21 protein-coding genes and 1 pseudogene are annotated in these 24042 nt (G+C 54.4%); 12 read left to right on the forward strand and 10 right to left on the reverse strand.

Features of this window, described 5'->3' with window-relative positions:
- Positions 1 to 110: 110 nt before the first annotated feature.
- The gene (gene orn / locus ELB75_RS02040) at positions 111 to 680 is read right to left on the reverse strand and encodes an oligoribonuclease (protein WP_126982524.1); all 570 of its coding nucleotides are present in this window, start codon (positions 678 to 680) and stop codon (positions 111 to 113) included.
- A gap of 129 nt (positions 681 to 809) precedes the next feature.
- Here orn and ELB75_RS02045 point away from each other — a divergent pair, with 129 nt between their 5' ends.
- From ELB75_RS02045 to ELB75_RS02075, 7 genes are all read left to right on the forward strand, one after another.
- Positions 810 to 1448: an MBL fold metallo-hydrolase gene (locus tag ELB75_RS02045; protein ID WP_126982525.1), complete on the forward strand. Its 639-nt coding sequence runs from the start codon at positions 810 to 812 to the stop codon at positions 1446 to 1448.
- Positions 1449 to 1769: 321 nt separating this feature from the next.
- Positions 1770 to 2207: an MliC family protein gene (locus ELB75_RS02050; protein ID WP_126982526.1), complete on the forward strand. Its 438-nt coding sequence runs from the start codon at positions 1770 to 1772 to the stop codon at positions 2205 to 2207.
- Positions 2208 to 2593: 386 nt separating this feature from the next.
- Positions 2594 to 3280 carry a tRNA (N6-threonylcarbamoyladenosine(37)-N6)-methyltransferase TrmO gene (gene tsaA, locus ELB75_RS02055; RefSeq protein ID WP_126982527.1) on the forward strand — a complete coding sequence of 229 codons (687 nt, stop codon included), beginning with the start codon at positions 2594 to 2596 and terminating at the stop codon, positions 3278 to 3280.
- Positions 3281 to 3846: 566 nt separating this feature from the next.
- A complete protein-coding gene (locus tag ELB75_RS02060) occupies positions 3847 to 4290 on the forward strand; it encodes a pilin (RefSeq protein WP_206501479.1) in 444 nt (147 codons plus the stop codon).
- Between the two features lie 85 nt (positions 4291 to 4375).
- The gene (locus tag ELB75_RS02065; RefSeq protein ID WP_126984178.1) at positions 4376 to 4840 is read left to right on the forward strand and encodes a pilin; all 465 of its coding nucleotides are present in this window, start codon (positions 4376 to 4378) and stop codon (positions 4838 to 4840) included.
- Entirely contained in the window at positions 4780 to 6615 is a 1836-nt protein-coding gene (locus ELB75_RS02070) for a PglL family O-oligosaccharyltransferase (protein ID WP_126982528.1), read from the forward strand. The genes ELB75_RS02065 and ELB75_RS02070 overlap by 61 nt, the downstream gene beginning before the upstream one ends.
- 17 nt (positions 6616 to 6632) lie before the next feature.
- On the forward strand, positions 6633 to 7397 hold the full coding sequence (locus tag ELB75_RS02075) for a fimb protein (RefSeq protein ID WP_241236098.1): 765 nt from the start codon (positions 6633 to 6635) through the stop codon (positions 7395 to 7397).
- 285 nt (positions 7398 to 7682) lie between these two features.
- Here the strand turns inward: ELB75_RS02075 and ELB75_RS13170 are convergent.
- A pseudogene (locus tag ELB75_RS13170) lies at positions 7683 to 7781 on the reverse strand (IS5/IS1182 family transposase); the annotation flags it as partial.
- Positions 7782 to 8079: 298 nt separating this feature from the next.
- Between ELB75_RS13170 and tehB the strand changes: the two are divergent.
- Positions 8080 to 8943 carry a tellurite resistance methyltransferase TehB gene (gene tehB, locus ELB75_RS02085; RefSeq protein ID WP_126984180.1) on the forward strand — a complete coding sequence of 288 codons (864 nt, stop codon included), beginning with the start codon at positions 8080 to 8082 and terminating at the stop codon, positions 8941 to 8943.
- A gap of 500 nt (positions 8944 to 9443) precedes the next feature.
- On the forward strand, positions 9444 to 11315 hold the full coding sequence (locus ELB75_RS02090; RefSeq protein WP_126982530.1) for an ABC transporter ATP-binding protein: 1872 nt from the start codon (positions 9444 to 9446) through the stop codon (positions 11313 to 11315).
- Positions 11316 to 11493: 178 nt separating this feature from the next.
- Here ELB75_RS02090 and ppk2 read toward each other — a convergent pair whose 3' ends face one another.
- From ppk2 to rpmH, 5 genes are all read right to left on the reverse strand, one after another.
- A complete protein-coding gene (ppk2, locus tag ELB75_RS02095) occupies positions 11494 to 12420 on the reverse strand; it encodes a polyphosphate kinase 2 (protein ID WP_126982531.1) in 927 nt (308 codons plus the stop codon).
- A gap of 439 nt (positions 12421 to 12859) precedes the next feature.
- Complete coding sequence (gene yidC, locus ELB75_RS02105) at positions 12860 to 14491, reverse strand: membrane protein insertase YidC (RefSeq protein ID WP_126982532.1); 1632 nt, start codon at positions 14489 to 14491, stop codon at positions 12860 to 12862.
- 101 nt (positions 14492 to 14592) lie between these two features.
- The gene (gene yidD, locus ELB75_RS02110; RefSeq protein WP_003824632.1) at positions 14593 to 14805 is read right to left on the reverse strand and encodes a membrane protein insertion efficiency factor YidD; all 213 of its coding nucleotides are present in this window, start codon (positions 14803 to 14805) and stop codon (positions 14593 to 14595) included.
- Positions 14799 to 15140 (reverse strand): ribonuclease P protein component, encoded by a 342-nt coding sequence (gene rnpA / locus ELB75_RS02115; RefSeq protein ID WP_126982533.1) that lies wholly within the window; start codon positions 15138 to 15140, stop codon positions 14799 to 14801. The genes yidD and rnpA overlap by 7 nt, the downstream gene beginning before the upstream one ends.
- A 2-nt stretch (positions 15141 to 15142) precedes the next feature.
- Positions 15143 to 15277 (reverse strand): 50S ribosomal protein L34, encoded by a 135-nt coding sequence (gene rpmH, locus ELB75_RS02120; protein ID WP_003824630.1) that lies wholly within the window; start codon positions 15275 to 15277, stop codon positions 15143 to 15145.
- 215 nt (positions 15278 to 15492) lie between these two features.
- On the opposite strand from rpmH, the gene dnaA reads away from it, so the two are divergent.
- The 3 genes from dnaA to ELB75_RS02135 all read left to right on the forward strand — a co-directional run bounded on the left by dnaA (position 15493) and on the right by ELB75_RS02135 (position 20126).
- The gene (dnaA, locus tag ELB75_RS02125) at positions 15493 to 17025 is read left to right on the forward strand and encodes a chromosomal replication initiator protein DnaA (protein ID WP_126982534.1); all 1533 of its coding nucleotides are present in this window, start codon (positions 15493 to 15495) and stop codon (positions 17023 to 17025) included.
- Between the two features lie 15 nt (positions 17026 to 17040).
- Positions 17041 to 18144: a DNA polymerase III subunit beta gene (dnaN, locus tag ELB75_RS02130; RefSeq protein WP_064090530.1), complete on the forward strand. Its 1104-nt coding sequence runs from the start codon at positions 17041 to 17043 to the stop codon at positions 18142 to 18144.
- A gap of 164 nt (positions 18145 to 18308) precedes the next feature.
- Positions 18309 to 20126, forward strand: coding sequence for a tetratricopeptide repeat protein (locus ELB75_RS02135; RefSeq protein ID WP_126982535.1), 1818 nt, complete (start codon positions 18309 to 18311; stop codon positions 20124 to 20126).
- Positions 20127 to 20317: 191 nt separating this feature from the next.
- On the opposite strand, the gene ELB75_RS02140 is transcribed toward ELB75_RS02135, so the two are convergent.
- The 3 genes from ELB75_RS02140 to pgl all read right to left on the reverse strand — a co-directional run bounded on the left by ELB75_RS02140 (position 20318) and on the right by pgl (position 23868).
- The gene (locus tag ELB75_RS02140; RefSeq protein ID WP_126982536.1) at positions 20318 to 21226 is read right to left on the reverse strand and encodes an acetamidase/formamidase family protein; all 909 of its coding nucleotides are present in this window, start codon (positions 21224 to 21226) and stop codon (positions 20318 to 20320) included.
- A 261-nt stretch (positions 21227 to 21487) separates the two neighbouring features.
- Entirely contained in the window at positions 21488 to 22702 is a 1215-nt protein-coding gene (gene gltS / locus ELB75_RS02145) for a sodium/glutamate symporter (RefSeq protein ID WP_126982537.1), read from the reverse strand.
- 467 nt (positions 22703 to 23169) lie between these two features.
- Entirely contained in the window at positions 23170 to 23868 is a 699-nt protein-coding gene (gene pgl, locus ELB75_RS02150; protein ID WP_126982538.1) for a 6-phosphogluconolactonase, read from the reverse strand.
- Positions 23869 to 24042: the final 174 nt, after the last annotated feature.

Consider the following 24042-nt stretch of genomic DNA (forward strand, 5'->3'; position numbering starts at 1 on the left):
GCGTTCGTTGTCACTCCATTTAAAACTTGCGCTTTAGTTTCACAGAAACTCAGCCTTGGTTGCGCCAAGACATCATTTTAACTTCGTTGAAGCTTACGCTTTCAGGTAGCCTATTTCTCAGCTTCGGGCAGGCGCAGGAAGGTTTGGCGGTAGTGGCGCAATTCTTCGATGCTCTCCAAGATGTCATCCAGCGCGCGGTGCGAGCCTTTTTTGCTGAAGCTTTTGTAGGCAGCGGGATACCAGCGGCGGGCAAGCTCTTTGAGGGTGGATACGTCGAGGTTGCGGTAGTGGAACCAGGCTTCCAGCTTAGGCATGTAGCGCTGCATGAAGCGGCGGTCTTGGTGCACGGTGTTGCCGCACAAGGGGCTGGCGCCCTGCGGAATCCATTGGGCAATAAAATCGAGCAGGCGTTGCTCCACTTCGGCTTCGGAAAGCGCGGAATCTTTCACGCGTCGGGTGAGGCCGGTGCGCTCGTGGGTGCTGGTGTTCCAGGCATCCATGCCTTTGAGCAGTTCGTCGCTTTGGTGGATGGCGTAGGATTCGGATTGGGCGAGGATGTTTAAATCGGCATCGGTAATCACCACGGCGGCTTCGATAATGCGGTCGTGCTCGGGGTTGAGGCCGGTCATTTCCATATCGAGCCAGCAGAGGTTGAGGGGGTTGGGCTTGGGCGTGTGCATGAACTTGCTCGCAAAGGGAATAAATGGTGCATTGTAGCGGATACGCCAAACCTTAAAAAGGTTTACCTTTGGCGCGCACGGCGGCACAATGCGAGCTACCTGAAAATTCTTATAAAAGAAAGCCTGACTATGTCGCTTAACCTTACCGTGTTCGCCGTTACCCCTTTCCGCCAAAACTGTTCGCTCTTGTGGGACGAAGAAAGCAAAGAAGCCGTGTGGATAGACGTGGGTGGTGACGTGCCGCAGCTGTTGGAAGAAGCCGCCAAGCTCGGCGTGCAGCCCAAGGCCGTCTGGCTCACCCACGGCCATCTCGACCATGCCGGCGGCGTGGCTGAGATGATTCAGCGTACCCCGTTTCCGGTAATCGGCCCGCACCGCGCCGACCAATGGCTGCTCGACAACCTGCCAGAAATCACCGCCAACTTTGGTTTTCCTGTGTCCCAGCCGGTGAGCCCGAGCCGCTGGCTGGAAGAGGGCGACGAGTTGAACGTGGGCGCATACCGCTTCCAAGTGCTGCACATCCCCGGCCACACGCCCGGCCATGTGGTGTTTTACTGCGCCGAACAAAACCTGCTGATCGCAGGCGACGTGTTGTTTTACGAATCCATCGGCCGCACCGATTTCGAACGCAGCAGCCATGCCGACCTCTTGCGCAATATCCGCGAGAAACTGCTGGTGTTGCCCGAAGACACCATAGTGCTGCCCGGCCACGGCCGCAGTACCACCATCGGCCACGAAAAACGTCACAACCCGTTTTTGCAGGATTAATGCCCGAGGGCGGTAGTCGATACATACAGTCCGTCTTAAAAGAGGCTACCTGAAAGCGTAAGCTTCAACGAAGTTAAAACGATGTCTTGGCGCAGCCGGGGCGGAGCTTCTGCAAAGCCAAAACGCGAAACCAAAGTTGGATGTTTGCCAAAACAAAGGCTACCTGAAAACCGCCAAATCATTTCAGGTAGCCTTTTTGCCAGAATAATCGGATATTGCCGTAAATCTTGGTTAATCCCCCTTTTTATGCCGCACGCTTTGGGCTAAGATGCTCTTGCCGCCGGCTATGGCGGTATTTTCTCATTTTATAGGAAATACACAATGAAAGTACGTACTTGGGCTGTACCGGCCTCTTTGGCTCTGCTGTTGTCTGCCTGCGTGGTGGCCACCCCGCAAGACGACGGCCCCCGTCATCAACATCACCAACGCTACGACAACGACGTTCAAGACCAGGGCAACGAGCCCGCTCCGCGTCATGAGCGCCGTGGCGAGCGCCGCGCAAGTGTTGAGCGTTTCAGCTGTGAAAACGGCTTGTCTGTAACCGTGCGCCAGCAAGGTACCGACCGCGTAAGCCTGCAACTGGACGACAAACGTGCCGTGCTCAACCGCGCCACTTCCGGCTCCGGCGAGCGCTACACCAGCAACCGCGGCCTGTTCGGCAGCGGCGCCGAGTGGCACCGTAAGGGCAATGAAGCCGCGTTCAGCTTCAAAGACCCCTATGGCAACCGCGTAGAAACTGCTTGCCAACGCCAGCAGTAAGCTGATTTCAATTCAACGCCGCATTAGTGAAATCAGGCCGGCAGCCCGGAAATTCCGAGGCTGCCGGTTTTTATCGGGTGCGGAAAACAAAGTGGGCGGCACGGCGGGGCGATACTGCCGCCTTGCCGCCTTGCCAAAACTTAATTTCAACCGCACAGAAACTCCGCTTCTGTTTTATGGAATCTTCATTTCCGCTTTGCGGAAACTTTGTTTGAACTACGCTAAACCGGTGCTTAGCTTCGCAGAAACTCAGCCTTGGCCGCGCCAAGACATCGCTTTAACTCCGTTGAAGCTTGCGCTTTAGCTTCGCAGAAGCTCCGCCTTGGCTATGCCAAGACATCGCTTTCAGGTAGCCTTTTATCTTTTCCTCTTAACCGTCCTAAGCCATGCCAGCCACCCACATCCTGCAAACCATTGCCTACGTCCGTTCTCCTTATAAACAGAAATTCGGCGTGCCGCGCCAGCCCGGCTTGGTGCCTTCCGCCCGGGTATGTATCGAATTATTGCCCGAGTTTTCTGCCGATTGCATGCGCGGGTTGGAAAGCTTCAGCCATATCTGGGTGCAGTTTGTGTTTCACGGCGTGGCCGGGGCAGGCTGGCAGCCTTTGGTGCGGCCGCCGCGTTTGGGCGGCAACCGGAAAATGGGCGTCTTTGCCACGCGCAGCCCGTTCCGCCCCAACCCGCTGGGGCTTTCCCTGCTCAAGCTGGAGCGCATTGAAACCGAGGGCGGAGTGCGGCTGTGGTGCGGTGGGGCGGATTTGCTCGATGGCACGCCGGTGTTAGACATCAAGCCCTACCTGCCCTTTGTGGAAGCGCAGCCCGATGCCGCCCCGGGCTTCGCCGCCGTTCCGCCTGTGCCGCTCGGAGTGGCTTGGGTAGATGAGATAAGCGCAGCATCCTTGCCGCCGCCCATTCGCCTGCTGATTGAACAAAGCATCGCCCAAGACCCGCGCCCGGCTTATCAGGATACGTCGCAGCGGATATATAAGATGGCGGTGGGAGATTGGGAAGTGGCGTTTCGGATTGAAAACGGAACAGCTTTAATTGAAGCGGTGATGGCGGCGGAAGACTAAAGGCTGCCTGAAAACCGTGGCACAGCTTTCATGCAGCTAAATCGAAGCCCTCATCAAAGTGGTGGGTTTCTACCAAGCTATTCTTCCTCCCAAAACGGCGGCATCATCATGCCACCTTACCTTATTCATGATTTATGCCGTAGGGTGGTATTGCCACCGCCGAATGCGGATAGAGATAGCGGGAATGCCAAAAATCGTTGCCCAAAATGGCAGCAACCCTAAATTGGCAGGCCATGAAATCCATAAAACGGCAATCTGTGCGAAATAGCGGGCCACAAACTGACGATAAATGTCAGTTTTGCCGATAGGCCGCCCGCGCAAGACAGCCGCACAGGCCGGCCGCTTAAATTAAAAATAAGAAAAAGATGATTTAGAAACATGTGGTTACAAAATAAATCAAACGGTTTTTTTATTTTTTGGCACAGCTGTTGCTTTATGTTTCTCGTGGTTGAGGCAAACAAGCCGAAGCCGAAAATGAAGTTTTAGTTGTCTCCTTCTTTTGGTTGAAGTTCCCGGGTCGAAAGATTCGGTTTTATTAAGTTCCATTTTTATTAAAGGAAAATGTCATGTTGAAACAAGTACAAAAAGGTTTTACCCTGATCGAGTTGATGATCGTTATCGCTATTATCGGTATTTTGGCTGCTATCGCCCTGCCGGCTTACCAAGACTACGTTGGCCGCACCCAAGTTTCTGAGGCTTTGGAATTGGCTGGCGGTCAGAAAGGTGCCGTAACCGAATACCACGCCAACCATGGCGCATGGCCGGCTAACAATTCTGCTGCCGGTGTGGCTGCTGCTACCAGCATCAAGAGCAAATATGTTGAAAGCGTAACTATTACCAATGGTACCATCACTGCCAAAATGCAAGGCTCTGGCGTAAATGCTGATATTCAAAGCAAACAGGTTGTTCTTTCCCCGACCCTGAATGCCGGCTCTTACGACTGGAAATGTGCTGCCGCAAGCTCTAACCCGGTTCCCGCCAAATACCTGCCTTCTTCTTGCCGCCGTTAATAATTAGGTGGATAGAATGCACCAAGGCCGCACGTTACAGTGCGGCCTTTTATAACTTTTACCGAATATTCCTGTGGGGGTTGAAATGAGGAAAGATAAGGAACGGGGATTTACCCTGATCGAGCTGATGATTGTGATTGCCATTGTCGGCATTTTGTCGGCTATTGCCCTACCCACGTATCAAACTTATATAGCCAAATCGCAAGTGGCCGAGGGAATGTCGTTATTGGACGGGCTGAAAAGTTCTGTAACAGACAATTATTTTGCCAGCAGCGTCTGCCCGGATAACCTGAGCAACAGCTATTTTGGCATTGCGCAGAAAGACCAGATTGTCGGCAGCCATATTGCATCCGTACATACCCGGGCAGCGACCCAGCCGGGCTATGTTTGTGAAATGGAAGCAACATTCAAACCTGCGCCGGACAGTGCCGCTCCGCTGCAGGGAAACTCTTTGCTGCTCAGCATGAAAGTAACCAGCGGAGCGGTTCTTTGGCATTGCTCCTCGGCAAACCTTCCCGGCAAGTATCTGCCGGATGTATGCCGACACTAATTCACCAAGGGGTTACTATGTGCAGAAAACAGGTTTTCGGAGTATGGTGGCTGTTGGTATTTATGTCCGCCGCATATCTATGGGGCATATTAAGCATCCAGCATTATTACCCGTCCACTACAGACTTATATGTCAATATTTATGTCGGCGGGTTGCTTGCCGTAGGATTGGCGGGGTGGGCAACGGCCTCCGATCGCAAGAAAATACCTATTTCTATCAGCACATGGTTATGGTTGGGTTTGCTGATGCTCATATTGCTGCAACCGATATTAAATCAAATCGTTTATACTGATGGTTTGATATTCCCCGGTGCGACAATATTGTTCTGCCTATTGGTGTCGCTGGCGGTTTCTGGCTTGGATCGGGAGGAGAAGCGTAGGGCCGTAAATGTTATGGCCGTGGTTTTGCTGGCGGGGGGCATATTAACCGTTGCTACCCAAGTCATTCAATTGGTTTGGCCGGATAGCTGGTTAATCGGTTCGGTCGTGTTTGCAAGGAGTCCGGATAATCGGTTAACCGGAAATATCGCCCAAGTGAATCAGGCAGCGTTTGTCAGCTCATTAGGGATGGCTGCCGCTATCTATTTGTTTTATCTGAGCCGAACCTGGCTGGGGAAAATCATCTGTATCGTATTCACCGTTTGGTTGGTTATGGGAATCGGGTTTACTTCCAGCAGGGGCGGTTTTTTGCTCGGCCTTGCTGTTGTGTTGTGCAGCGGCCTTTTTTATGCCGGAGGGTGGAAAAAACGATTTGCTTCAGTTGTAGGCTTCGGTGTGCTATTTATAATCGGATATAATTTAGGCAGCAGATTGCTTCTTGCGTTTATCGAAGATAGCAATACTGCCGTATCCAGGCTTACCAATGAGAGTATGGCATTACGGCAATATTTGCTGCAAGAGTCATGGATGGCGATAAAGGGGAATTGGTTAACAGGGATAGGCTGGGGGAACCTTAAGGGGTTCGGGTTGGATCATGCCGAGCAGCTCCAATGGTTTACACTGGCTCACCATGCCCATAACCTTATCGCACAAATCGGGGCTGAGCTAGGTATACTCGGTTTGATAATAGTTTTCTGGTTTATTTTCTTATTAATCCGAAAGTTCGGATTTAATCTTTCTGCTGATCGTGCATTTTCATTTACGATACTCGCAGTGATCGGGATGTACTCATTTAGCGAATATCCGCTATGGCATCTCCGCTTTATCATGATTACCGCTTTCTTTATCGAGATTATATTAGCCGAGGATGGCGGAAAGAATAAAAAGGAAGTTAGTTTTAAGCTTCCAGTTGCTGCGATAAGCGGATTACTGGCAATAGGCAGTGTTTATTATATTATCCAGTATCAGAAATATCGGGATTTCAGCTATTTTTTACTTTCAGAAGAGATATCGGCAGAAGAAAAAATGCTTACTTATTCGCATCTTCCTCCCGTATTCGGATTTAGCGAGGAGAAAGAGTTAATGTTATTTATGCTGCTACCGATATCAGAAGACAATTTACAGGAACGCATTGCACTAGGGGATAGGGTATCATACAAGAATTTTAATGTTGATTTATTGATTAAACAGGGTAGCCTATTGGCAGTTGCCGGCAATTCTGAGCGGGCAGACCACTACTTTCGGGCGGCCTGCTTGCTGAATATGGCAACTAATTGCAATGAAGTAAATACATATTTGACCGAGATATCAAACGAGAACCCGGCGTATTACAAACCATATTTGAACCGGTTTCATCAGTGGTATGAATCTAGATTTCATAAAAGGCTAAATAATTAAGGATTGGATGATACATTGTGAATAAAAGAGTGCGGTTTGCGGTAAAGCTGGCCGGATATCATTTGGGTGCAAATATTGTAGTGGCAGTATTGGTTGCTGGAGTAATTTTTGGCATATGGTATCCCTATCCGTATCGGCAAATGTTGGGCGGGCTGGAGCTTTTCTTCTTGGTTGTTTGTATCGACGTAGTGTGTGGTCCAATGCTTACAGCAGTATTGGCGGATCCGGAGAAGTCTGTCCGGGCTGTTGCTGTCGATATGGGGTTGGTAGTGTTGATTCAAATTTCGGCTTTATGCTACGGATTGCATACTGTAGCCATTGCACGGCCGGTGGCAGTTATGTTTGAAGTGGATCGTTTTGTGGTTGTCAGGGCAACCGACATTCATCAGGAATCATTAGCAAAGGCTACGGCACCATTTAACCGTTTGTCTTGGACGGGGGTTGAACGTGTAGCCGTGCGCCCCCCCCGCGATGGAGCCGAGAGTAATATGGATTTGGGTTTTTCATTAAATGGTGTCGAACCCAGTGCTAGGCCAGATCGCTGGGAGGCAGATAATGGTAGGGCTAGGGCTGCCGTACGGCAGAAGATGCGGCCATTGCTCCGTTTGCAGCAGCATTATCTGCATAATGCAGAGTTGGATAGTGCAGTACAAAAAAGCGGATTGCCGGCAAACAAGCTGTACTATTTGCCATTTACCAGTGTGGAGAATAAGGGCTGGACGGTTCTTTTGGATGAGCAGGCAGATTTTAGGGGGTTTGTGCCGTTAGATGCTTTTTTTTAGGGTAAGATTGTATCGATAGCTGCCATATGGCTAAAATTTTGGGGGCTGTACCAGGGGCTGTCAGTATTCAGACTTACCTTAATCCCAATTCTGCTTTTGGATTTGCTGGTTGCCTGATGTGCAGCCTTCCTTTCGCACCCGATCGCGGCGGCGGACTTTGACAACGGTTCTACCTGTGCAGGCATACTCTCTCTATACCGATATCGCCGCACAATGTTTTAAAAATAGGGGTGAAACGGCCTGCCAAACCCTGATGGCGGCAGCATTTGCGGATGCTGCTCCAATTGCCGGATGAGGTAGCAGATCCGGCCACAGGCTACCTGCACGCACTATCTGCAATACTGCTTCGACAAACAAACGGTTGTCGGCAGCAGTACGCCCCACATCGCTTGTTTTGTCGCAAAGGTTCGATTTTGCCAATTGGGTATCGATGCGGGGATATCTGAATCATCAAAGTTGATATTTCAAAGTTCTAAATATCGGTAGACTGTGCTGTAAATCCAACTCATTCCGTACCGCCGTATCGCAGCTGTTCGGTTGGTGGTCGGTAATTTCAATCTGGTTTAACCTCAGTATACTTCCTAGTAGCTTAAAATCCTGCTGGATTGGTGTGAAATCTGGGGCTAATCTAGTACAGCCCTTAATTATATGGCTTCTTATTTTTCAAATCGGGAGAGAAGTAATGAATTCAGAACTCATCTGCTACAAAACCATGCCAGTATGGGATAAAGCCACTATTCCGGCAGCAGTTTTGTCGCAACACAACACACAGGCCGGTACGTATGGCAAGCTGCGCGTATTGCGCGGACGGCTGAAGTTTTATGAATTGCAGGAAGACGGCACGGTGCTCGCGGAGCATGTGTTGCAGCCGAAAAGCGGGGTGTGGACGATTTATCCGCAGGCTTGGCACAAGGTGGAGCCGTTGGATGATGATTTTGCCGTGCAGCTGGAATTTCATTGCGAAAAAGCAGATTATTTCCACAAAAAATACGGTATGACTGCCACCCATTCAGCTATCTGCGAGGCGGTGCAAACCGTACCGCCGTGCAAGACCTTGGATTTAGGCTGTGGGCAGGGGCGCAATGCGCTGTTTTTGAGTTTGGCCGGATACGATGTGCATGCTGTGGACCACAGCTCGGCGGCAGTGGCTTCGGTGCTGGATATGGCTGCGCGCGAACAGTTGCCGCTGCGGGCGGATGCTTACGATATTAACGCCGCTGCTTTGAATGAAGATTACGATTTTATCTTTGCCACGGTGGTGTTTATGTTCCTCCAGGCAGGCCGTGTGCCACAGATTATTGCCGATATGCAGGCGCATGCTCGGCCCGGCGGCTATAATTTGATTGTGTCGGCAATGGATACGGCAGACTACCCTTGCCATATGCCGTTTTCGTTCACATTCAAAGAAGATGAATTGCGGCAGTATTATGCTGACTGGGAATTACTTAAATACGAAGAAGCCGTAGGCTCGATGCACGCTACCGATGCGCAAGGGCGGTCGATTCAATTGAAGTTTGTGACGATGTTGGCGAAAAAGCCCGGTTGAGTAGTTGTGTATTTGTATGAAGAAAGGCTACCTGAAAATTTTCAGGTAGCCTTTGGTGCGCATATGGGTAAGGCAATTATTCATACAAGATGTATGCTCATACAAGACGTATGGGCAGACGATCGGATGTAATAGGCAGCCTGAGATTTTTGCTTCGCCAAAACTTACGGGGATTGTTGGATAGTGGATTATAGTGAATTAACAAAAACCAGTACAGCGTTGGCTCGCCTTGCCGTACTATTTGTACTGTCTGCGGCTCGCCGCCTTGTCCTGGTTTTTGTTAATTCACTATACAATCGCCCCCGTTTTGTGCCCAGCCCTCTGTTTCTGTTATGATAGCCGTCTTTTTAGCCGTTCTTGAATACCACTCGGGCAGCCATATTTTTCAGGTAGCCTCAATCACATAGGCTACCTGAAAGTGTGAGCTTCAGCGAAGTGAACACATCAGCCCGACTAAAGCTAAAACCTAAATTCCTATTTTAAATATAAAGCACCACACCATGTTTAACCGCTTATTCTCCTGGTTTGAAAACCGAGTCGACCCCTATCCTGCCAGCGAGCCGAAAACCCCGCGCAAGGGGCTGTTTGGCTTTATTTGGAGTAATCTTGAAGGCGTGCGCGGCTGGCTTGTGCTACTGGCGCTGCTCTCTGGCGGCATCGGCATTGGCGAAGCTTTGCTGTTTCAATTTATCGGCAAAATCGTCGATTGGCTCGGCCGCTATACGCCCGAGACGCTGTTTGCCGAAAAAGGCTTGGCGCTCGTTGGCATGGGCGTGCTGATGGTGGTGCTGGTGATTTGGACGTTTTTTACTTCCTCCATCCGCCTGCAGGTATTGCAGGGCGTGTTCCCCATGCGCCTGCGTTGGAATTTCCACCGCCTGATGCTCGGCCAATCGCTCAGCTTTTATCAAGACGAATTTGCCGGCCGCGTGTCGGCCAAAGTGATGCAAACCGCGCTGGCTGTGCGCGATACGGTGATGACCATCGCCGATATGGTGATGTATGTGCTGGTGTATTTCATCACTTCCGGTGTGATTTTGGTGGCGCTGGATGGCTGGCTGCTGCTGCCTTTCGTGGGCTGGCTCATCGGCTTCAGCCTGGTGATGCGCTTTCTGATTCCCAGGCTCGGCCAAACCGCCGCCCGCCAGGCCGATGCCCGCTCGCTGATGACCGGCCGCGTTACCGATGCCTATGCCAACATCGCCACGGTGAAACTCTTCTCCCACGGGGCGCGCGAAGCCGATTATGCCCGCCGCTCGATGGAGGAATTTATGGTCACCGTGCACGCCCAAATGCGGCTGGCCACGCTGCTCTACAGCGCCAGCGCCGCAGTAAACACCACGCTCACGCTTTCCACCGCCGTGCTCGGCATTTGGCTGTGGCACAATGGCCAAGTAGGCGTGGGCGCTGTGGCCACCGCCACCGCGATGGCGCTGCGCGTGAACGGGCTCTCGCAATACATCATGTGGGAATCTGCCCGCCTGTTTGAGAATATCGGCACCGTGGCCGACGGCATGGGCACGCTTTCCAAGCCGCAAACCATCCTCGATAAGCCCGATGCCAAGCCGCTGTTGGTGAACAAAGGCGAAATCTGCTTCAACCACATCGATTTCTCCTATGAGTCCGGCAAGCCCCTGCTCAACGGCTTCAGCCTGCACATCCGCCCCGGCGAAAAAGTCGGCCTCATCGGCCGCAGCGGTGCCGGCAAATCCACCATTGTGAATCTGCTGTTGCGTTTCTATGAGCCGCAAAGCGGCCAAATCTGCATCGATGGGCAAAATATCGATAGCGTTACCCAAGAAAGCCTACGCGCGCAAATCGGTTTGGTTACGCAAGACACCAGCCTGCTGCACCGCTCGGTGCGCGACAATATCGTCTACGGCCGCCCCGATGCCACCGAAGAAGACATGCTGCAAGCTGCCCGCCGTGCCGAAGCTGCCGAATTCATCCCCCAGCTTTCTGACGCCAAAGGCCGCAAAGGCTACGATGCCCACGTGGGCGAGCGCGGTGTGAAGCTTTCCGGCGGCCAGCGCCAGCGTATCGCCATCGCCCGTGTGATGCTCAAAGATGCACCAATTCTGCTTTTGGACGAAGCCACCAGTGCGCTCGATTCCGAAGTGGAAGCCGCCATCCAAGAAAGCCTCGACACCATGATGGAAGGCAAAACCGTTATCGCCATCGCCCACCGCCTCTCCACCATCGCCGCCATGGACCGCCTCATCGTACTCGACAAAGGCCGTATCGTGGAAGAGGGAAACCACGCCGAACTCTTGGCCAAAGGCGGCCTCTACGCCAGCCTGTGGGCGCACCAGAGCGGCGGCTTTCTCAATGTGAAAGAGCCGGAGGCCGGGCAGGTACTTGAGAAGGAGTAAGTCCAGTTATAGTGAATTAATAAAAACCAGTACAGCGTTGTCTCGCCTTGCCGTAACGTGTGTACTGTCTGCGGCTTGTGCCGCCTTGTCCTGATTTTTGTTAATCCACTATAGTTGCCGCGCGAGCATAAAGAAAGGCTACCTGAAAACTTTCAGGTAGCCTTTTGCCATATTTGCCTTAGTCCGCGTTCATATTGATGTTGTCTTTAAATTGTGCGTTGGGCACTTGCACGATCAGCGGATCAACCGGGCCGATGGCTTTGAGATCGCGGCCGGGGTAGTCGAGGGCGTGCAGGAAGAAGCGGATACAGTTGAGGCGGGCACGTTTTTTGTCGTCCGACTTGATGATGGTCCAAGGCGCGTCGCCGGTGTGGGTGTGGAAGAACATGGTGTTTTTAGCTTCGGTGTAGTCGTCCCAACGGTCGAGCGATTCAATGTCTACAGGGGAAAGCTTCCAGTGTTTCAGAGGGTCGTCGCGGCGTGAGATGAAGCGGCGCAACTGTTCTTCGCGAGAAACGGAAAACCAGAATTTAAACAAGTGCATCCCGCTGTTTACCAACATGCGCTCCAATTCGGGTGCCTGGCGCATGAATTGCAGGTATTCGTGCGGCTCGCAAAAACCCATCACGCGCTCCACACCGGCGCGGTTGTACCAGGAACGGTCGAAAAACACCATTTCGCCGGCAGTGGGCAAGTGGTTGATATAGCGCTGGAAATACCATTGGCCGCGCTCGCGGTCGCTGGGCTTCTCCAAGGCCACCACGCGGGCGCCGCGCGGATTGAGGTGCTCCATATAGCGTTTGATGGTACCGCCCTTACCGGCAGCATCGCGGCCTTCAAATATGGCGGCAATGCGGCTGCCGCTATCTTTCACCCAGCTTTGTACTTTGAGCAGCTCGATTTGTAGCTTTTTCTTTTCTTTCTCATACACATTGCGGCTGATACGGGTGTGGTAGGGATAGCTTTCGGGCAGCGGTGCAACGGATGAATCTTCGCCGCTGCGATTGCCGCTGTATTGCAGTACTTTTTCTTCAAATACTTGCAGGCGGTCTTTGTGTTCGGCCAAATCGATTTCTTCAAATGGTTTGAGTTGGTGGTCGGTCATGGTGTGCCCCTTATGGCGTGTTAGGAAATCAAATTTATCCTTTTAACTATTAAGGCCATTTTACATTAGGGCAGGCTACCTGAAAAGCGGATTCACCTTTTATCATTCATGCCAATCTGCTTATTTCAAGCAGGCATGAAGCCAGGAGGAGAACGATATGGTTGGGAGCGTAAGCTCTGCATTGTTCCTACTTGGAACAACTATAGTGAATTAAATTTAAACCAGTACAGCGTTGGCTCGCCTTGCCGTACTATCTGTACTGTCTGCGGCTCGCCGCCTTGTCCTGATTCAAATTTAATTCACTATATATGATTGAAGTATTTGTTTTCCCATACAAGGAGGGCCAATGCGGTATGAAAAATAAGCGTTTATTGCCTCCCGCCAAGAACAAAACAGCCCGAACCTTGCGGATTCGGGCTGTTGCTAATTTTGCTATATCTTAGGATTTGACGGCACCGTTGATTTTCCGATTAATCAGCCACTGCTGCGCCATGCTCAAGAGGTTGTTCACCACATAGTAGAGCACTAGGCCGGCAGGGAAGAAGAAGAACATCACGGAGAAGGCCAGCGGCATGATTTTCATCATTTTGGCCTGCATCGGGTCGCTCGGCGGCGGGCTGAATTTGGTTTGGATATACATAGTCAGCGCCATCAAAATCGGCAGAATGTAGAGCGGGTCGGGGCGGGCCAGGTCGGCGATCCAGCCCCATGAAGCCTGGCGCAGTTCAACCGAGGCGAGCAGTACCCAATATAAGCCGATAAACACAGGGAACTGCAACAGCATGGGCAGGCAGCCGCCCAGCGGGTTGATTTTCTCGTCTTTATACATCTTCATCATGGCCTGTTGCAGCGCCATACGATCATCGCCGTGTTGTTTCTTTAGCATTTCCAGCTTAGGCGCAACGGCGCGCATCTTGGCCATGGAGCGGTAAGAGGCGTTGGTGAGTGGCAGCAGCAGGGTTTTGACGATGATGGTCAGCAAAACGATGGACCAGCCCCAGTTGCCGATGAGGCTGTGCAGCCAGTTGAGCAGGCCGAACAGCGGTGCGGCCACCACATGGGTGCGGCCATAGTCTTTCACCAGCTCCAAGCGGTCAGCCACTTTGCTGATCACGGCATATTCCTGCGGGCCGGCATACAATTCGGCAGGCACGCTCAGTTTCTGGCCAGCAGCAATCGCGGGCAGCGGCACACGCACCCCGGCAGAGTAAAGGTTATCGCTGCGGCGTTTGATATCGAGCAAGCAGTTGCCGTTTTGGCAGATGCTGTTGCCATCTTTGGGCTGTAACACCCACACAGTGGTGAAGTAGTGCTGGGTGAAGCCAACCCAGCCGCTGGTGGCGGTACGCTGGTAGTCGGCGCGATCACGTTTGCTCTCGAAGTCGTCGTCCAAATCTTTAAACGGCACTTTTTGGAAGTTGCCATCGGGCGTGTAGGCTACCGGGCCGACATAGGTTTGGTTGAAATAGCCGCTACCCTCGGGCGTGCTGCTGTCGCGCAATACGCGGTACACACCGTCCAGCTTCAGCGGGGCATCAGTGTGGTTGGTAATATCGAACCGTACATCAATAAGGTAGCTGCCTTTGCGGAAAGTATACACTTTGTCCACCTGAACGCCGTTGGTTTCCGGCGCGCTCAAGCGCACTTCCAGCGTATCTCCGTTGAGGGTGTAGTTGTTTTGCGGGGCTTTGAAACTGCTGTCTTGTAGTAGATAGTTGCCTTTTTGGTCGATTAGCAACGATTGCACCAAGTATTTGTGCTCGTTGTTGTCGGAGAGCAGGGTGAAGGTTTTGCTGGCATCGCCGGCGGAGTTGTGTTTGAGCAAATCCAGCCCGCGCAAATCGCCGCTGTTTTCATCGATTACGGCTTTAAGTGTGTCGGTACTTACAGTAATCGGCTTGGTGGGCGGCAAATCGTTCCCGGCCACGGGAGCGGCGGCTTGCTGCTGCGCCTGCGCGGCTGCCTGTTCGGGTTGTTGCGGCTGGGGATTAAAATAATTCCAAACCATCAGGGTCAGGATAGCGATAATGGCAAAAACCGCCGTCCGCTTCAATTCGTTGTTGGATTCCATAATCGGGTTCCGTTTGAAAACAGGAGAAAACGGCAGTCTGCATTCCAATGCAGGCTACCTGAAAATTCTGCTGCCATGCGGCATGAATGCAGCAGGCAGGTTTAAGGTACAGGGTCGTAACCGCTGCCGCCCCACGGATGGCAACGGCCGATGCGCTTGGCTGCCAGCCAGCCGCCTTTAAGCGCCCCGTATTTGCGCACCGCCTCGATAGCGTATTGCGAGCAGGTGGGCTGATAACGGCAGCGCGGCGGCAGCATCGGGCTGATTGCGTATTGGTAAAACCGGATCAGCCCCAGCAGGATTTTGGCTAGCATGGTTTTTTCGGCACAATTTGTTCCAACTGCGCCAACACCTGCTGCCGTTCGGCCTTACCGAACGGACGGCGCACGCGAACCACCAAATCGCTGCTGTCCAAACGGTGCCGATTAAGGCGGAACCATTCGCGCAGCGTGCGTTTCATATAGTTGCGGCGGTTGGCACGGCGGGCGGTTTTCTTGGCCACCACCAAACCCAGCCGGGGATGCCCCAGTCCATTTGGCTTGTGCCACAGTTGGATATCCGGCCGCGATTTCAGCCGGCGTAAAGCAAAAACGGATGAGAAATCATCCGTTTTCAGTAAGCGGTATGGTTTGCCGAAACAGTATTCCACTGTTATACGGCCAAACGTTTACGGCCTTTGGCGCGACGAGCAGCCAACACGGCACGGCCGCCGCGGGTTTTGGAACGAACCAAGAAGCCATGGGTGCGTTTGCGGCGGATAACGGAGGGTTGATAAGTGCGTTTCATGATGTTTCCCGTGGAAATAATCTAAAATCAGAAAGCGGCGTATTACACCTGATTTTGCTGAAATTGTCAAACTATTCGTGCTGCATGCCGCTTTTCCTCCCGCCTTGGTTCACCCCCTGGATTTTGGGTATAATCCACCGTTCACGCCTGCACGAATATGGCGGTGTATCACACACCCTTACCGCTTCCCTTATATTCTTTTCAGAACCGCCACCATGACGCTCGACCAATTCTGGCCACACTGCCTGCATCATTTGCGCCACACTCTGCCTGCCAAACAGTATCAAAGCTGGATTGAGCCTTTGAGCGTGGGCGAAGGTGCGGGCAGAGAATGGGTAGTGTATGCGCCCAGCCGCTTTGTGTTGAACATGTTGCGCACCCGCTATGCTGCCGAAATCAGCAAACTGCTGGCAGAAAGGCTACCTGAAAATACTCCGACACTGCGGTTCGAACAAGGAGAAGGCAAACACTATGCCCCAGCCGACAAGCCGGCACCGGTGCGTACTGCTAAAGCTGCTGCACCAGTTGAACAAACCAGCAAACCGGCTGCCCCGCAACATGCCGACAAACGCAGCGCCTTAGAAATCGTGCAATCCCGATTGGAAAGCTTGGGCATCAATCTGCAGGCCGAGCCAAGCGGGCAACCCGCACCAACCAAACCGGCAGCCAAGCCTGCCCAAGCCAAATCTGCCGCCAAACGCGAAGAGCGCCAGCAGCAGCGCTATGCGCAGACCAATTTGTCGCCGGAATATACTTTCGACACTTTGGTGGAAGGCAAAGGCAACCGCCTGGCCGTGGCCGCTGCCCGTTCGATTGCCGAAAACCCGGGCAAAAACTACAACCCCTTCTTTTTATACGGCAGCACCGGCCTGGGTAAAACCCATCTGGCGCAGGCCGTGGGCAATGAGTTGTTGCGCCTCAAACCCGAAGCCAAGGTTTACTATATGCATGCCGAAGACTTCGTGCGCGGTATGATTCAGGCCTTCCGCAACCACGCCCACGATGCCTTCCGACAGCAATACAAGCCCTACGATTTCCTCATTATCGACGACATCCAGTTCATCAAAGGCAAAGACCGCAGCATGGAAGAGTTTTTCCACCTGTATAACCATTGCCACCACCATAAAAAACAGATTATCCTTACCTGCGACGTGTTGCCCACCAAAATCGACGACATGGACGACCGTCTGAAATCCCGTTTTTCATGGGGTTTGACGCTGGAGCTGGAGCCGCCGGAATTGGAAATGCGGGTGGAGATTTTGCAGAAAAAAGCCGATTCCGTGGGCGTGGAGTTAAAGGAAGAAGCCGCCTTTTTCATCGCCACCCATATCCGTTCCAACGTGCGCGAGCTGGAAGGCGCGTTTAAGCGGGTGGAAGCGCGCAGCCGCTTCGAGCATAAGCCGATTGATGTAGAACTGGCCACCGAAGCCCTGCAAGATATCGTGGCCGGCAACTTCAAGCCGATTAACCTGCCGTTGATTATGGATGCGGTGGCCAAATATTACGGCATCCGCACTGCCGACCTTATCGGCAAAAAGCGCGCGCAAAGCATCGTCCGCCCGCGTCATCTGGCCATCAAGCTTGCCCGCGAGCTGACCACCCACAGCTACGAAGACATCGGCAAAGCCTTCGGCGGGCGCGACCACAGCACGGTGCTCAACTCCGTGAAAAAGGCTGATGAATTGCGTCAGGAAAATGCCGAAATTGCCCAAGATTACGAAAAACTATTGATTATAATCAAAAATTAAACCTAAGGAATCTGTATGTTGATTTTAGAAGCCGAGCGCGACACCCTGCTCAAACCGCTGCAAGCCGTTACCGGCATTGTGGAGCGCAAGCACACCTTGCCGATTCTCTCCAACGTGCTGATTGAACGCACCGGCGGGCAAACCAATATTTTGGCCACCGATTTGGAAATCCAAATCCATACTCATGGCCCGCACACCGATGCCGAAGACTTCCGCATCACCACCAACGCCAAAAAACTGCAAGACATCCTGCGCGCCCTGCCCGAAGGCGCGATTGTGGCGCTGGATTGGGCGCAAAACCGCCTCACCCTTAAGGCCGGCAAATCCCGCTTCGCCCTGCAAACCCTGCCGGCCGAAGATTTCCCGCTGATGAGCATCGGCGAAGAAGTGGTTTCCGCCTTCACCCTGCCGCAGGAAACCTTCCGCAATATGCTCTCGCAAGTGCAATATGCCATGGCCGTGCAAGACATCCGCTATTATCTCAACGGCTTGCTGATGCAGGTGGAAGGCAGCAATCTGCGCTTGGTGGCCACCGACGGTCACCGCTTGGCCTACTCCGCCGCCGTGATTGATGCCGACTTGCCCAAAGCCGAAGTGATCCTGCCGCGCAAAACCGTGCTCGAGCTGTTCAAATTGCTCAACCGCCCCGAAGAGCCCGTTACCGTGGAACTCTTAAACAACCAAGTGCGCTTCCGCTGCAACGATACCGTAGTGGTGAGCAAAGTGGTGGACGGTAAATTCCCCGATTTCAACCGTGTGATTCCGCAAGATAACGACAAAATTTTCCTGCTCGGCCGCCAGCCGCTCTTGGGCGCACTGGAACGCGCCGCCATTTTGGCCAACGAAAAATTCCGCGGCGTGCGCCTGCAGCTGCGCCCCGGCCTGCTGAGCGTGTTGTGCAGCAACAGCGAGCAGGAAGAAGCGCGTGAAGAGCTGGAAATCGCCTATCAGGGTGCCGAGCTGGAAGTAGGCTTCAACATCAATTATCTGATGGACGTATTGCGCAACGTACACGCTGAAGACATCCAACTGGCCTTCGGCGATGCCAACCGCTCCACCCTGTTTACCATCCCCGACAACGCCGATTTCAAATACATCGTGATGCCGATGCGCATCTAAGGCCGCATCAGCATACGCCAACAGGCTACCTGAAAATGACAAAGTAAAAGTTTTCAGGTAGCCTGAAGAATATGTGGCAAACAAGCAAGCTCGCGCTATAAACTTTGCCCTTTAACCGTTTCAGGTAGCCTTTCGCCGCCGCACACCCATTCTAAGGAACCACCATGTCTTCACGGCATTTCCGTATCCGCGCCCTCGCGCTCTCCGCCCTCCTGCTGCCGCTGGCCGCCCAAGCCGCGCCCGCACCGCGCCAATCCGCCTCGCAGCCCCCGCTTACCCGCCGCCAAGTCATCGACCGTGCCAACGACCTGATGATTGCCTTCTCTTCCGAAATCATCCTCCAGCAAGGCCAAGGCAGTGCAGCCCTTGCTTCTTATAACCGCCTCTTTCAACGCACCAAAGACCCTGCCGTAGCCGAGCGTGCTGTGGAAATTGCTCTTTCCGCCAATGTGCGGTTGGCCGAGCAAATGCTTGAGCGCTGGCAGGAAGCCGAGCCCCAGCCTTCTGCCGGGCAAAAACGTATGCGCTGGATTGTGGCTGCGGCCAAAGGCGATATTGCCACGGTGCGCGCCGGCCTGCCCGAAATCCTCGCCCAAACCGACCGCCAGCGCATGCGCAACGTCTTCCTGCGTATGGCCCAGCTTGCCCTCGAGCACCCCGAAGCCGCCGACGCGCAAACTACCCGCCTTGTGCACCAGGCCGCCGCCCGCTTCCCCGGCCTGGCCGAAGCCGCCATTGCCGATGCCATCTACTCCGCCCACGCCCGCCGAACCGCCGATGCCAACGCCGCCCTGCGCCGCCTCTCCAGCCTCGACAGCGACATCCGCCCCATCACCGGCGCCACCCTGCGCCTGATTACCCGCCGCCAGCCCGAAGTACTCGAATACTTCTTCCGCCATACCGACAGCCGCCACCTCTCCCCCATGTGGCAAAACCTGCAAGTAGAATACCTCATCGCCGCCAAACGCGAAGAAGAAGCTTACCGCCTGCTGCAAAATATGCTGGCCAAAACCCCGGATGCCGACCTCTACATCCAAGCCGGCATCCTCTCCGTGCGCCGCAAAGAGCCCGTGGCCACCACCATCAACTACTTCGACAAGGCCTACCTGTACGGCACCCAGCAGCAGAAAAGCCGCGCCGCCCTGCTCGCCGCCATGCGCTTGATTGAGAGCGAGAAAATAGCCGAGGCCCGCAACTGGCTCGACCGTGCCAACGATCCTGAGGCCCAGTTCGACAAACATATTTTGGAAGCCCGCATCGCCGAGGCCGGGAAAGACTGGAAAGCCGCCGAAGATGCCCTGCTGCGTGCCGAATCCATCGTATCGGCCGGCCGCAGCAACGCCATCTTTGATGCCGAAGACCTCCTCGTTGCCCACCTGCGCATCGCCCGCGAGCAGCCGCCTGCCGAAGCCCTCAACAGCATCCGCAGCCTCTATCGCCGCTACAGCGACAACTCCGCCCCGCCCGCCATGCTCGCCCTCATCCTCGAGCAGCGCGCCATCCTGTATGCCGACCGCCTGCAACAGCCCGAGAAAGCCGTAGCCGACCTCAAGCAGGCGCAAGAACTCGTGCCCAAAAACCCCGACATCCTCAATTCCCTCGGCTACACCATGCTCTCCCTGCCCAATCCCGACCTGGCCCAGGCACGCCGCTACATTGAGCGAGCTTTGGGCCGCCGTCCCGATTCGCCCGAAATCCAAGACAGCATGGGCTGGGTGTTGTTCAAGCAAGGCCAACCCCAAGCCGCCCTGCCGTATTTGCAGCGCGCCCATGCCAAGCTGTCGGAAGCCGATGATGTAGCCGCCCACCTCGGCGAAGTATTGTGGACACTCGGCCGCAAAAACGAAGCCATGGCCGTTTGGCAGACCGCCCAACGCAAAGGCGGCGACAAACCCGTCTTACAGGAAACCCTGAAACGCCTCAACGTAAGCCTCCCGCCTTCCGGTGGGAAAGCCGGTAGCGGAGGCAGCGGCGGCCATTAAACCAAAGGCTACCTGAAAATCGTTTCTCCCGTTTTCAGGTAGCCTTTATCATTTGTTTTATAGTGGATTAACAAAAACCGGTACAGCGTTGGCTCGCCTTCGCATAAAAGGCTACCTGAAAAACGGCGCAGCAATCTTGCCGTGCCGCTTTTCAGGTAGCCTTTTGCCGCTCCCATTCTGGGCCAAACGCGTTATGGCAACTCAATCCCTAATTGTTCCGTTACCCTGCGCGGCAGGGCGAAGCGGCAGGTTTTGTTGGGATCGACCACTTGGCACACCTGCAAATCGCCGGCGATGCTTTGCAAGGCGATGGCTTGGTTGGCGTCGAGCCCGCCGTGTGCGGTGAGCAGGTCGGTGGCCATCAGGGTGGCGGTTTCGGCGGCTTGATCCAAATCGGGGCTGGAGGCGATGGTGTAGCAGCAGTCGGCGGTCACGGCCAGCGGCAGGGGATAGGGGCGGCCTTTGATGACGCTCACGTCCACTTCCACCGCGCCTTTGATTTCCAGGCCAGAAATGCCCACCTCGCCGTCGCCCATACCGGCGTGCAAATCGCCCATGGCCAGCAGCGCGCCGGGCACGTTTACCGGCAGGAGCAGCGTGGTGCCTTCGGCGATGATTTTGGTGTCCATATTGCCGCCGTGTGCATCGGGCGTGCCGCAGCTGATGGCACCTTCGGCGGGTGCGGTGCCAATCACGCCGATCATCGGGTTGAGCGGCAGGCGCACTTTGCCGAACAAGACAACGTGGTTGTCCTCCACCGGCACGATGTCGATGCGACCGTGTTCCAGCCGCTTACCGGCCACGCCTGCGCCGGGCAGGGTGGCGAGCACGGCCTGTTTGCCCAATTCGATGCGGCGGATGTGCACGCGCAGGGTGTCGCCCGGCTCGGCGCCTTCCACAAACAGAGGGCCGGTGGCAGGATTGATGCGGTTCCAGTCGAGATTGTCAAAGGTGTCGTCGGGGGTTTGGATTTGGTCGGTGAAGCAGTCGCAGGTTTCAAAACGCACGCGGCTGCCGGATGCGGCGCGCAGCACGGGGGCGTTGTCGGGCGATATGGCGAATACGGTTTGGCTGGCGGGAATGGTGGGGAGTGTGCTCATGGCGGGTGTCCTTGAGGTTAGGGGAATGGGTTGGCTGTAAGGCTACCTGAAAATTGGTTTGGGCTCTATAGTGAATTAACAAAAATCAGGACAAGATAACGAGCCGCAGACAGTACAGATAGTACGGCAAGGCGAGGCAACGCTGTACTGGTTTTTGTTAATCCACTATACATTTTCAGGTAGCCTTTTTGGCGTTCTCTGATAATCGGCGAACAAAAACGGCATCCCCAATCGGATGCCGTTTGCTCATGCCGGGGCAGGCTATTTCAGGAAGTTCACGAAGCCGGCCAAAATCAGCGCGTTGATGATGTCCACGAAGAACGCGCCCACCAGCGGCACAATCAGGAAGGCTTTGTGCGAAGAACCGAAGCGCTCGGTGATGGACTGCATATTGGCCACGGCGGTGGGGGTGGCGCCGAGGCCGAAGCCGCAGTGGCCGGCGGCCAGCACGGTGGCATCGTAGTCGCGGCCCATGAATACGTAGGTAACATAGGTGGCATACAGAATCATCACCACGGTTTGAATCAGCAGGATGATGGTTACCTTCCCTGCCAAGTCAGTCAACTGCCACAGTTGCAGGTTCAACAGGGCCATGGCCAGGAAGAGCGAGAGCGAGGCGTTGCCGAACACGTCGATGGCGCGGTCGAACATATTGAATTTAAACGCGCTCACCAATACGTTGCGCAACACCACGCCGCCAAACAGCGCCCATACGAATTTGGGCAGGTCGAACAGGTATTGTTTGTCGAGGCCGTCCATCACTTCGGCAAATGATAGGCAGGCGGCAAACATGGCCAGGGTTTCGATGGCCGAAGTGGCGGTGATCAGGCGGGTTTGTCCGGCGCGCTCGAACATATTGTCGGTGCTGTCGTGAGCCTGGTCATCTGCCGAAACAGTAGAATCCAAAGGCTTACGCCCCATTTTATTGATGAGGCGGCGTGCCACTGGGCCGCCGATGATGCCGCCGGCCACTAGGCCGAAGGTGGCTGAAGCCATGCCCAATTCGGCAGCGGCAGGCACACCGTATTTGATTAAGTCGGGCGCCCAGCCGGCTGCCGTGCCGTGGCCGCCGGTGAGGGTGATGGAGCCGGTGATCAGGCCAGTCATCGGGTGCAGGCCGAACACACTGGCCAAACCCACGCCGATAATGTTTTGCACAAAGATAAATGCGCCCACGATGGCGGTGAACACCACCAGCGGAATACCGCCGGCTTTCAGGCGGGAGAAATCCGCGCTCAGGCCGATGGAGGTAAAGAAAATCAGCATAAATGCGTCTTGCAGCGGTTTTTGAAACTGGAAGCCGATGCCCGTGGCCGCATGCAGGCTAAACAGGCAGATAGCCGCCACCAGGCCGCCCGCCACCGGCTCGGGAATGTTGAAATCCCGCAAAAACTTGATTTTGTTAACCATCAGTTTACCCAATAGCAGCACCAAGGTGGCTGCAATCAGGGTGTAGTAGCTGTTCACTTCTATCATGGCTTTATTCCTATTGAAAATAGAGAAATAATTAAATGCAGGCCTGTTGTCCGCCAACAGGCCTCGGGCAAATATTAGGATAGCGGTTAAAAATTGTCAAAGACTATGGATTATTTTTTACAATAGGCAGAGGCTACCTGAAAAACGGCAGGATGGCCGTAATGTTTGATAGTTATGGGGTTTTAACCCTTTTGTCGCTGTATTAGGGGGATTTTGGGTATGGCAAAGGGTCGGGTGGATATCTGCCGCTTGCTTTAGCGTGGCTTGTCGCCGTGATATGGCCAATCAAAAGGCTACCTGAAAACTTTCAGGTAGCCTTTTATAGTGGGTTAACAAAAACCGGTACAGCGTTGGCTTGCCTTGCCGTAACGTGTGTACTGTCTGCGGCTCGCCGCCTGGTTCTGATTTTTGTTAATCCACTATAGTGCGGCAGCCGTGCAGGAAGGCTTGTTGCCGGGTTTGCCGTCTCAACCGGCGTAATACACTTGGCAACGCACATTGGCCCGATGCAGCAGCAGGCTGATGGGGCGTTCTCCCGAGGGCATGGCGGCGGCCTGTTCCAGTACGGCGCGTTTGTCTGCGCCCTGAATCGATAAAAACAGCTGCGGCACGGCGGCGAGTGCGTTCAGGCTCATGCCGATGCGTTCGTGTGCGGCGGTAACCGGGCTGGTGTGCACCAGCCTGTTGCGGCATTCAGGCGACACGGCCGTGGCCAGCTGCGGGGCTTGCGGGAATAACGAGGCGGTGTGGCCGTCCGCGCCCATGCCGAGCACGGCGATGTCGGGCGTGAGAAAGGCAGCCTCGGCTTCGGCCAAGGCGGCGGCAGGGTCGGACACATCGGTTTGTTCACCCACCAGCGGCAGGAAGCGGGCAGCAGCAGCGGCGTGTTGCAGCAGGTGGCGGCGCACCAGCGCGGCGTTGCTGTCGGCGTGCTGTGGCGGCACGAGCCGCTCGTCCACCAGGGTGATGGTGACGTTCGGCCAATCCAGTTTTTGCTGCGCCAGGGCTTCAAAAAGCGCTATGGGTGAGCGGCCGCCGGATACGGCCAGCACAGCATGGCCTTGTGTGTGCAGGCAAGTGCGTAGGCCGGTGGCTACGGCTTCGGCCAGTGCGGCAGCTTGGGCGGCGGGAGTGGGGAAGGCGTGCCAAGTGAGGGATGGGGGCATAAAGGATTTTCCAGTAGAGGGTACGAAATTTCAGGTAGCCTCACAGGCTACCTGAAAGGGGAGTACTTTTTGTTTCAGCCTGGTTGGAAAACTTATGATGATTCGAATTGGGGCTAAGTAATTCACCAGGCAGGATGATAGCGGCGGAAGCAGGGGGCGTTGTTTTCAAGCCGA

The sequence above is a fragment of the Eikenella corrodens genome (assembly GCF_003990355.1).
Lineage (GTDB): Bacteria > Pseudomonadota > Gammaproteobacteria > Burkholderiales > Neisseriaceae > Eikenella > Eikenella corrodens_B.

Excerpts from the sequence above, each read along its gene's own strand:
- yidC (WP_126982532.1), bottom strand. The coding sequence starts at position 14,491 with ATGGAATCCAACAACGAATTGAAGCGGACGGCGGTTTTTGCCATTATC.
- ELB75_RS02065 (WP_126984178.1), top strand. The coding sequence starts at position 4,376 with ATGAGGAAAGATAAGGAACGGGGATTTACCCTGATCGAGCTGATGATT.
- tsaA (WP_126982527.1), top strand. The coding sequence starts at position 2,594 with ATGCCAGCCACCCACATCCTGCAAACCATTGCCTACGTCCGTTCTCCT.
- rpmH (WP_003824630.1), bottom strand. The coding sequence starts at position 15,277 with ATGAAACGCACTTATCAACCCTCCGTTATCCGCCGCAAACGCACCCAT.
- orn (WP_126982524.1), bottom strand. The coding sequence starts at position 680 with ATGCACACGCCCAAGCCCAACCCCCTCAACCTCTGCTGGCTCGATATG.
- pgl (WP_126982538.1), bottom strand. The coding sequence starts at position 23,868 with ATGCCCCCATCCCTCACTTGGCACGCCTTCCCCACTCCCGCCGCCCAA.
- tehB (WP_126984180.1), top strand. The coding sequence starts at position 8,080 with ATGAATTCAGAACTCATCTGCTACAAAACCATGCCAGTATGGGATAAA.
- ELB75_RS02140 (WP_126982536.1), bottom strand. The coding sequence starts at position 21,226 with ATGAGCACACTCCCCACCATTCCCGCCAGCCAAACCGTATTCGCCATA.
- ELB75_RS02045 (WP_126982525.1), top strand. The coding sequence starts at position 810 with ATGTCGCTTAACCTTACCGTGTTCGCCGTTACCCCTTTCCGCCAAAAC.
- dnaN (WP_064090530.1), top strand. The coding sequence starts at position 17,041 with ATGTTGATTTTAGAAGCCGAGCGCGACACCCTGCTCAAACCGCTGCAA.
- ELB75_RS02050 (WP_126982526.1), top strand. The coding sequence starts at position 1,770 with ATGAAAGTACGTACTTGGGCTGTACCGGCCTCTTTGGCTCTGCTGTTG.
- ELB75_RS02090 (WP_126982530.1), top strand. The coding sequence starts at position 9,444 with ATGTTTAACCGCTTATTCTCCTGGTTTGAAAACCGAGTCGACCCCTAT.
- dnaA (WP_126982534.1), top strand. The coding sequence starts at position 15,493 with ATGACGCTCGACCAATTCTGGCCACACTGCCTGCATCATTTGCGCCAC.
- ELB75_RS02060 (WP_206501479.1), top strand. The coding sequence starts at position 3,847 with ATGTTGAAACAAGTACAAAAAGGTTTTACCCTGATCGAGTTGATGATC.
- ELB75_RS02135 (WP_126982535.1), top strand. The coding sequence starts at position 18,309 with ATGTCTTCACGGCATTTCCGTATCCGCGCCCTCGCGCTCTCCGCCCTC.
- gltS (WP_126982537.1), bottom strand. The coding sequence starts at position 22,702 with ATGATAGAAGTGAACAGCTACTACACCCTGATTGCAGCCACCTTGGTG.
- ppk2 (WP_126982531.1), bottom strand. The coding sequence starts at position 12,420 with ATGACCGACCACCAACTCAAACCATTTGAAGAAATCGATTTGGCCGAA.
- yidD (WP_003824632.1), bottom strand. The coding sequence starts at position 14,805 with ATGCTAGCCAAAATCCTGCTGGGGCTGATCCGGTTTTACCAATACGCA.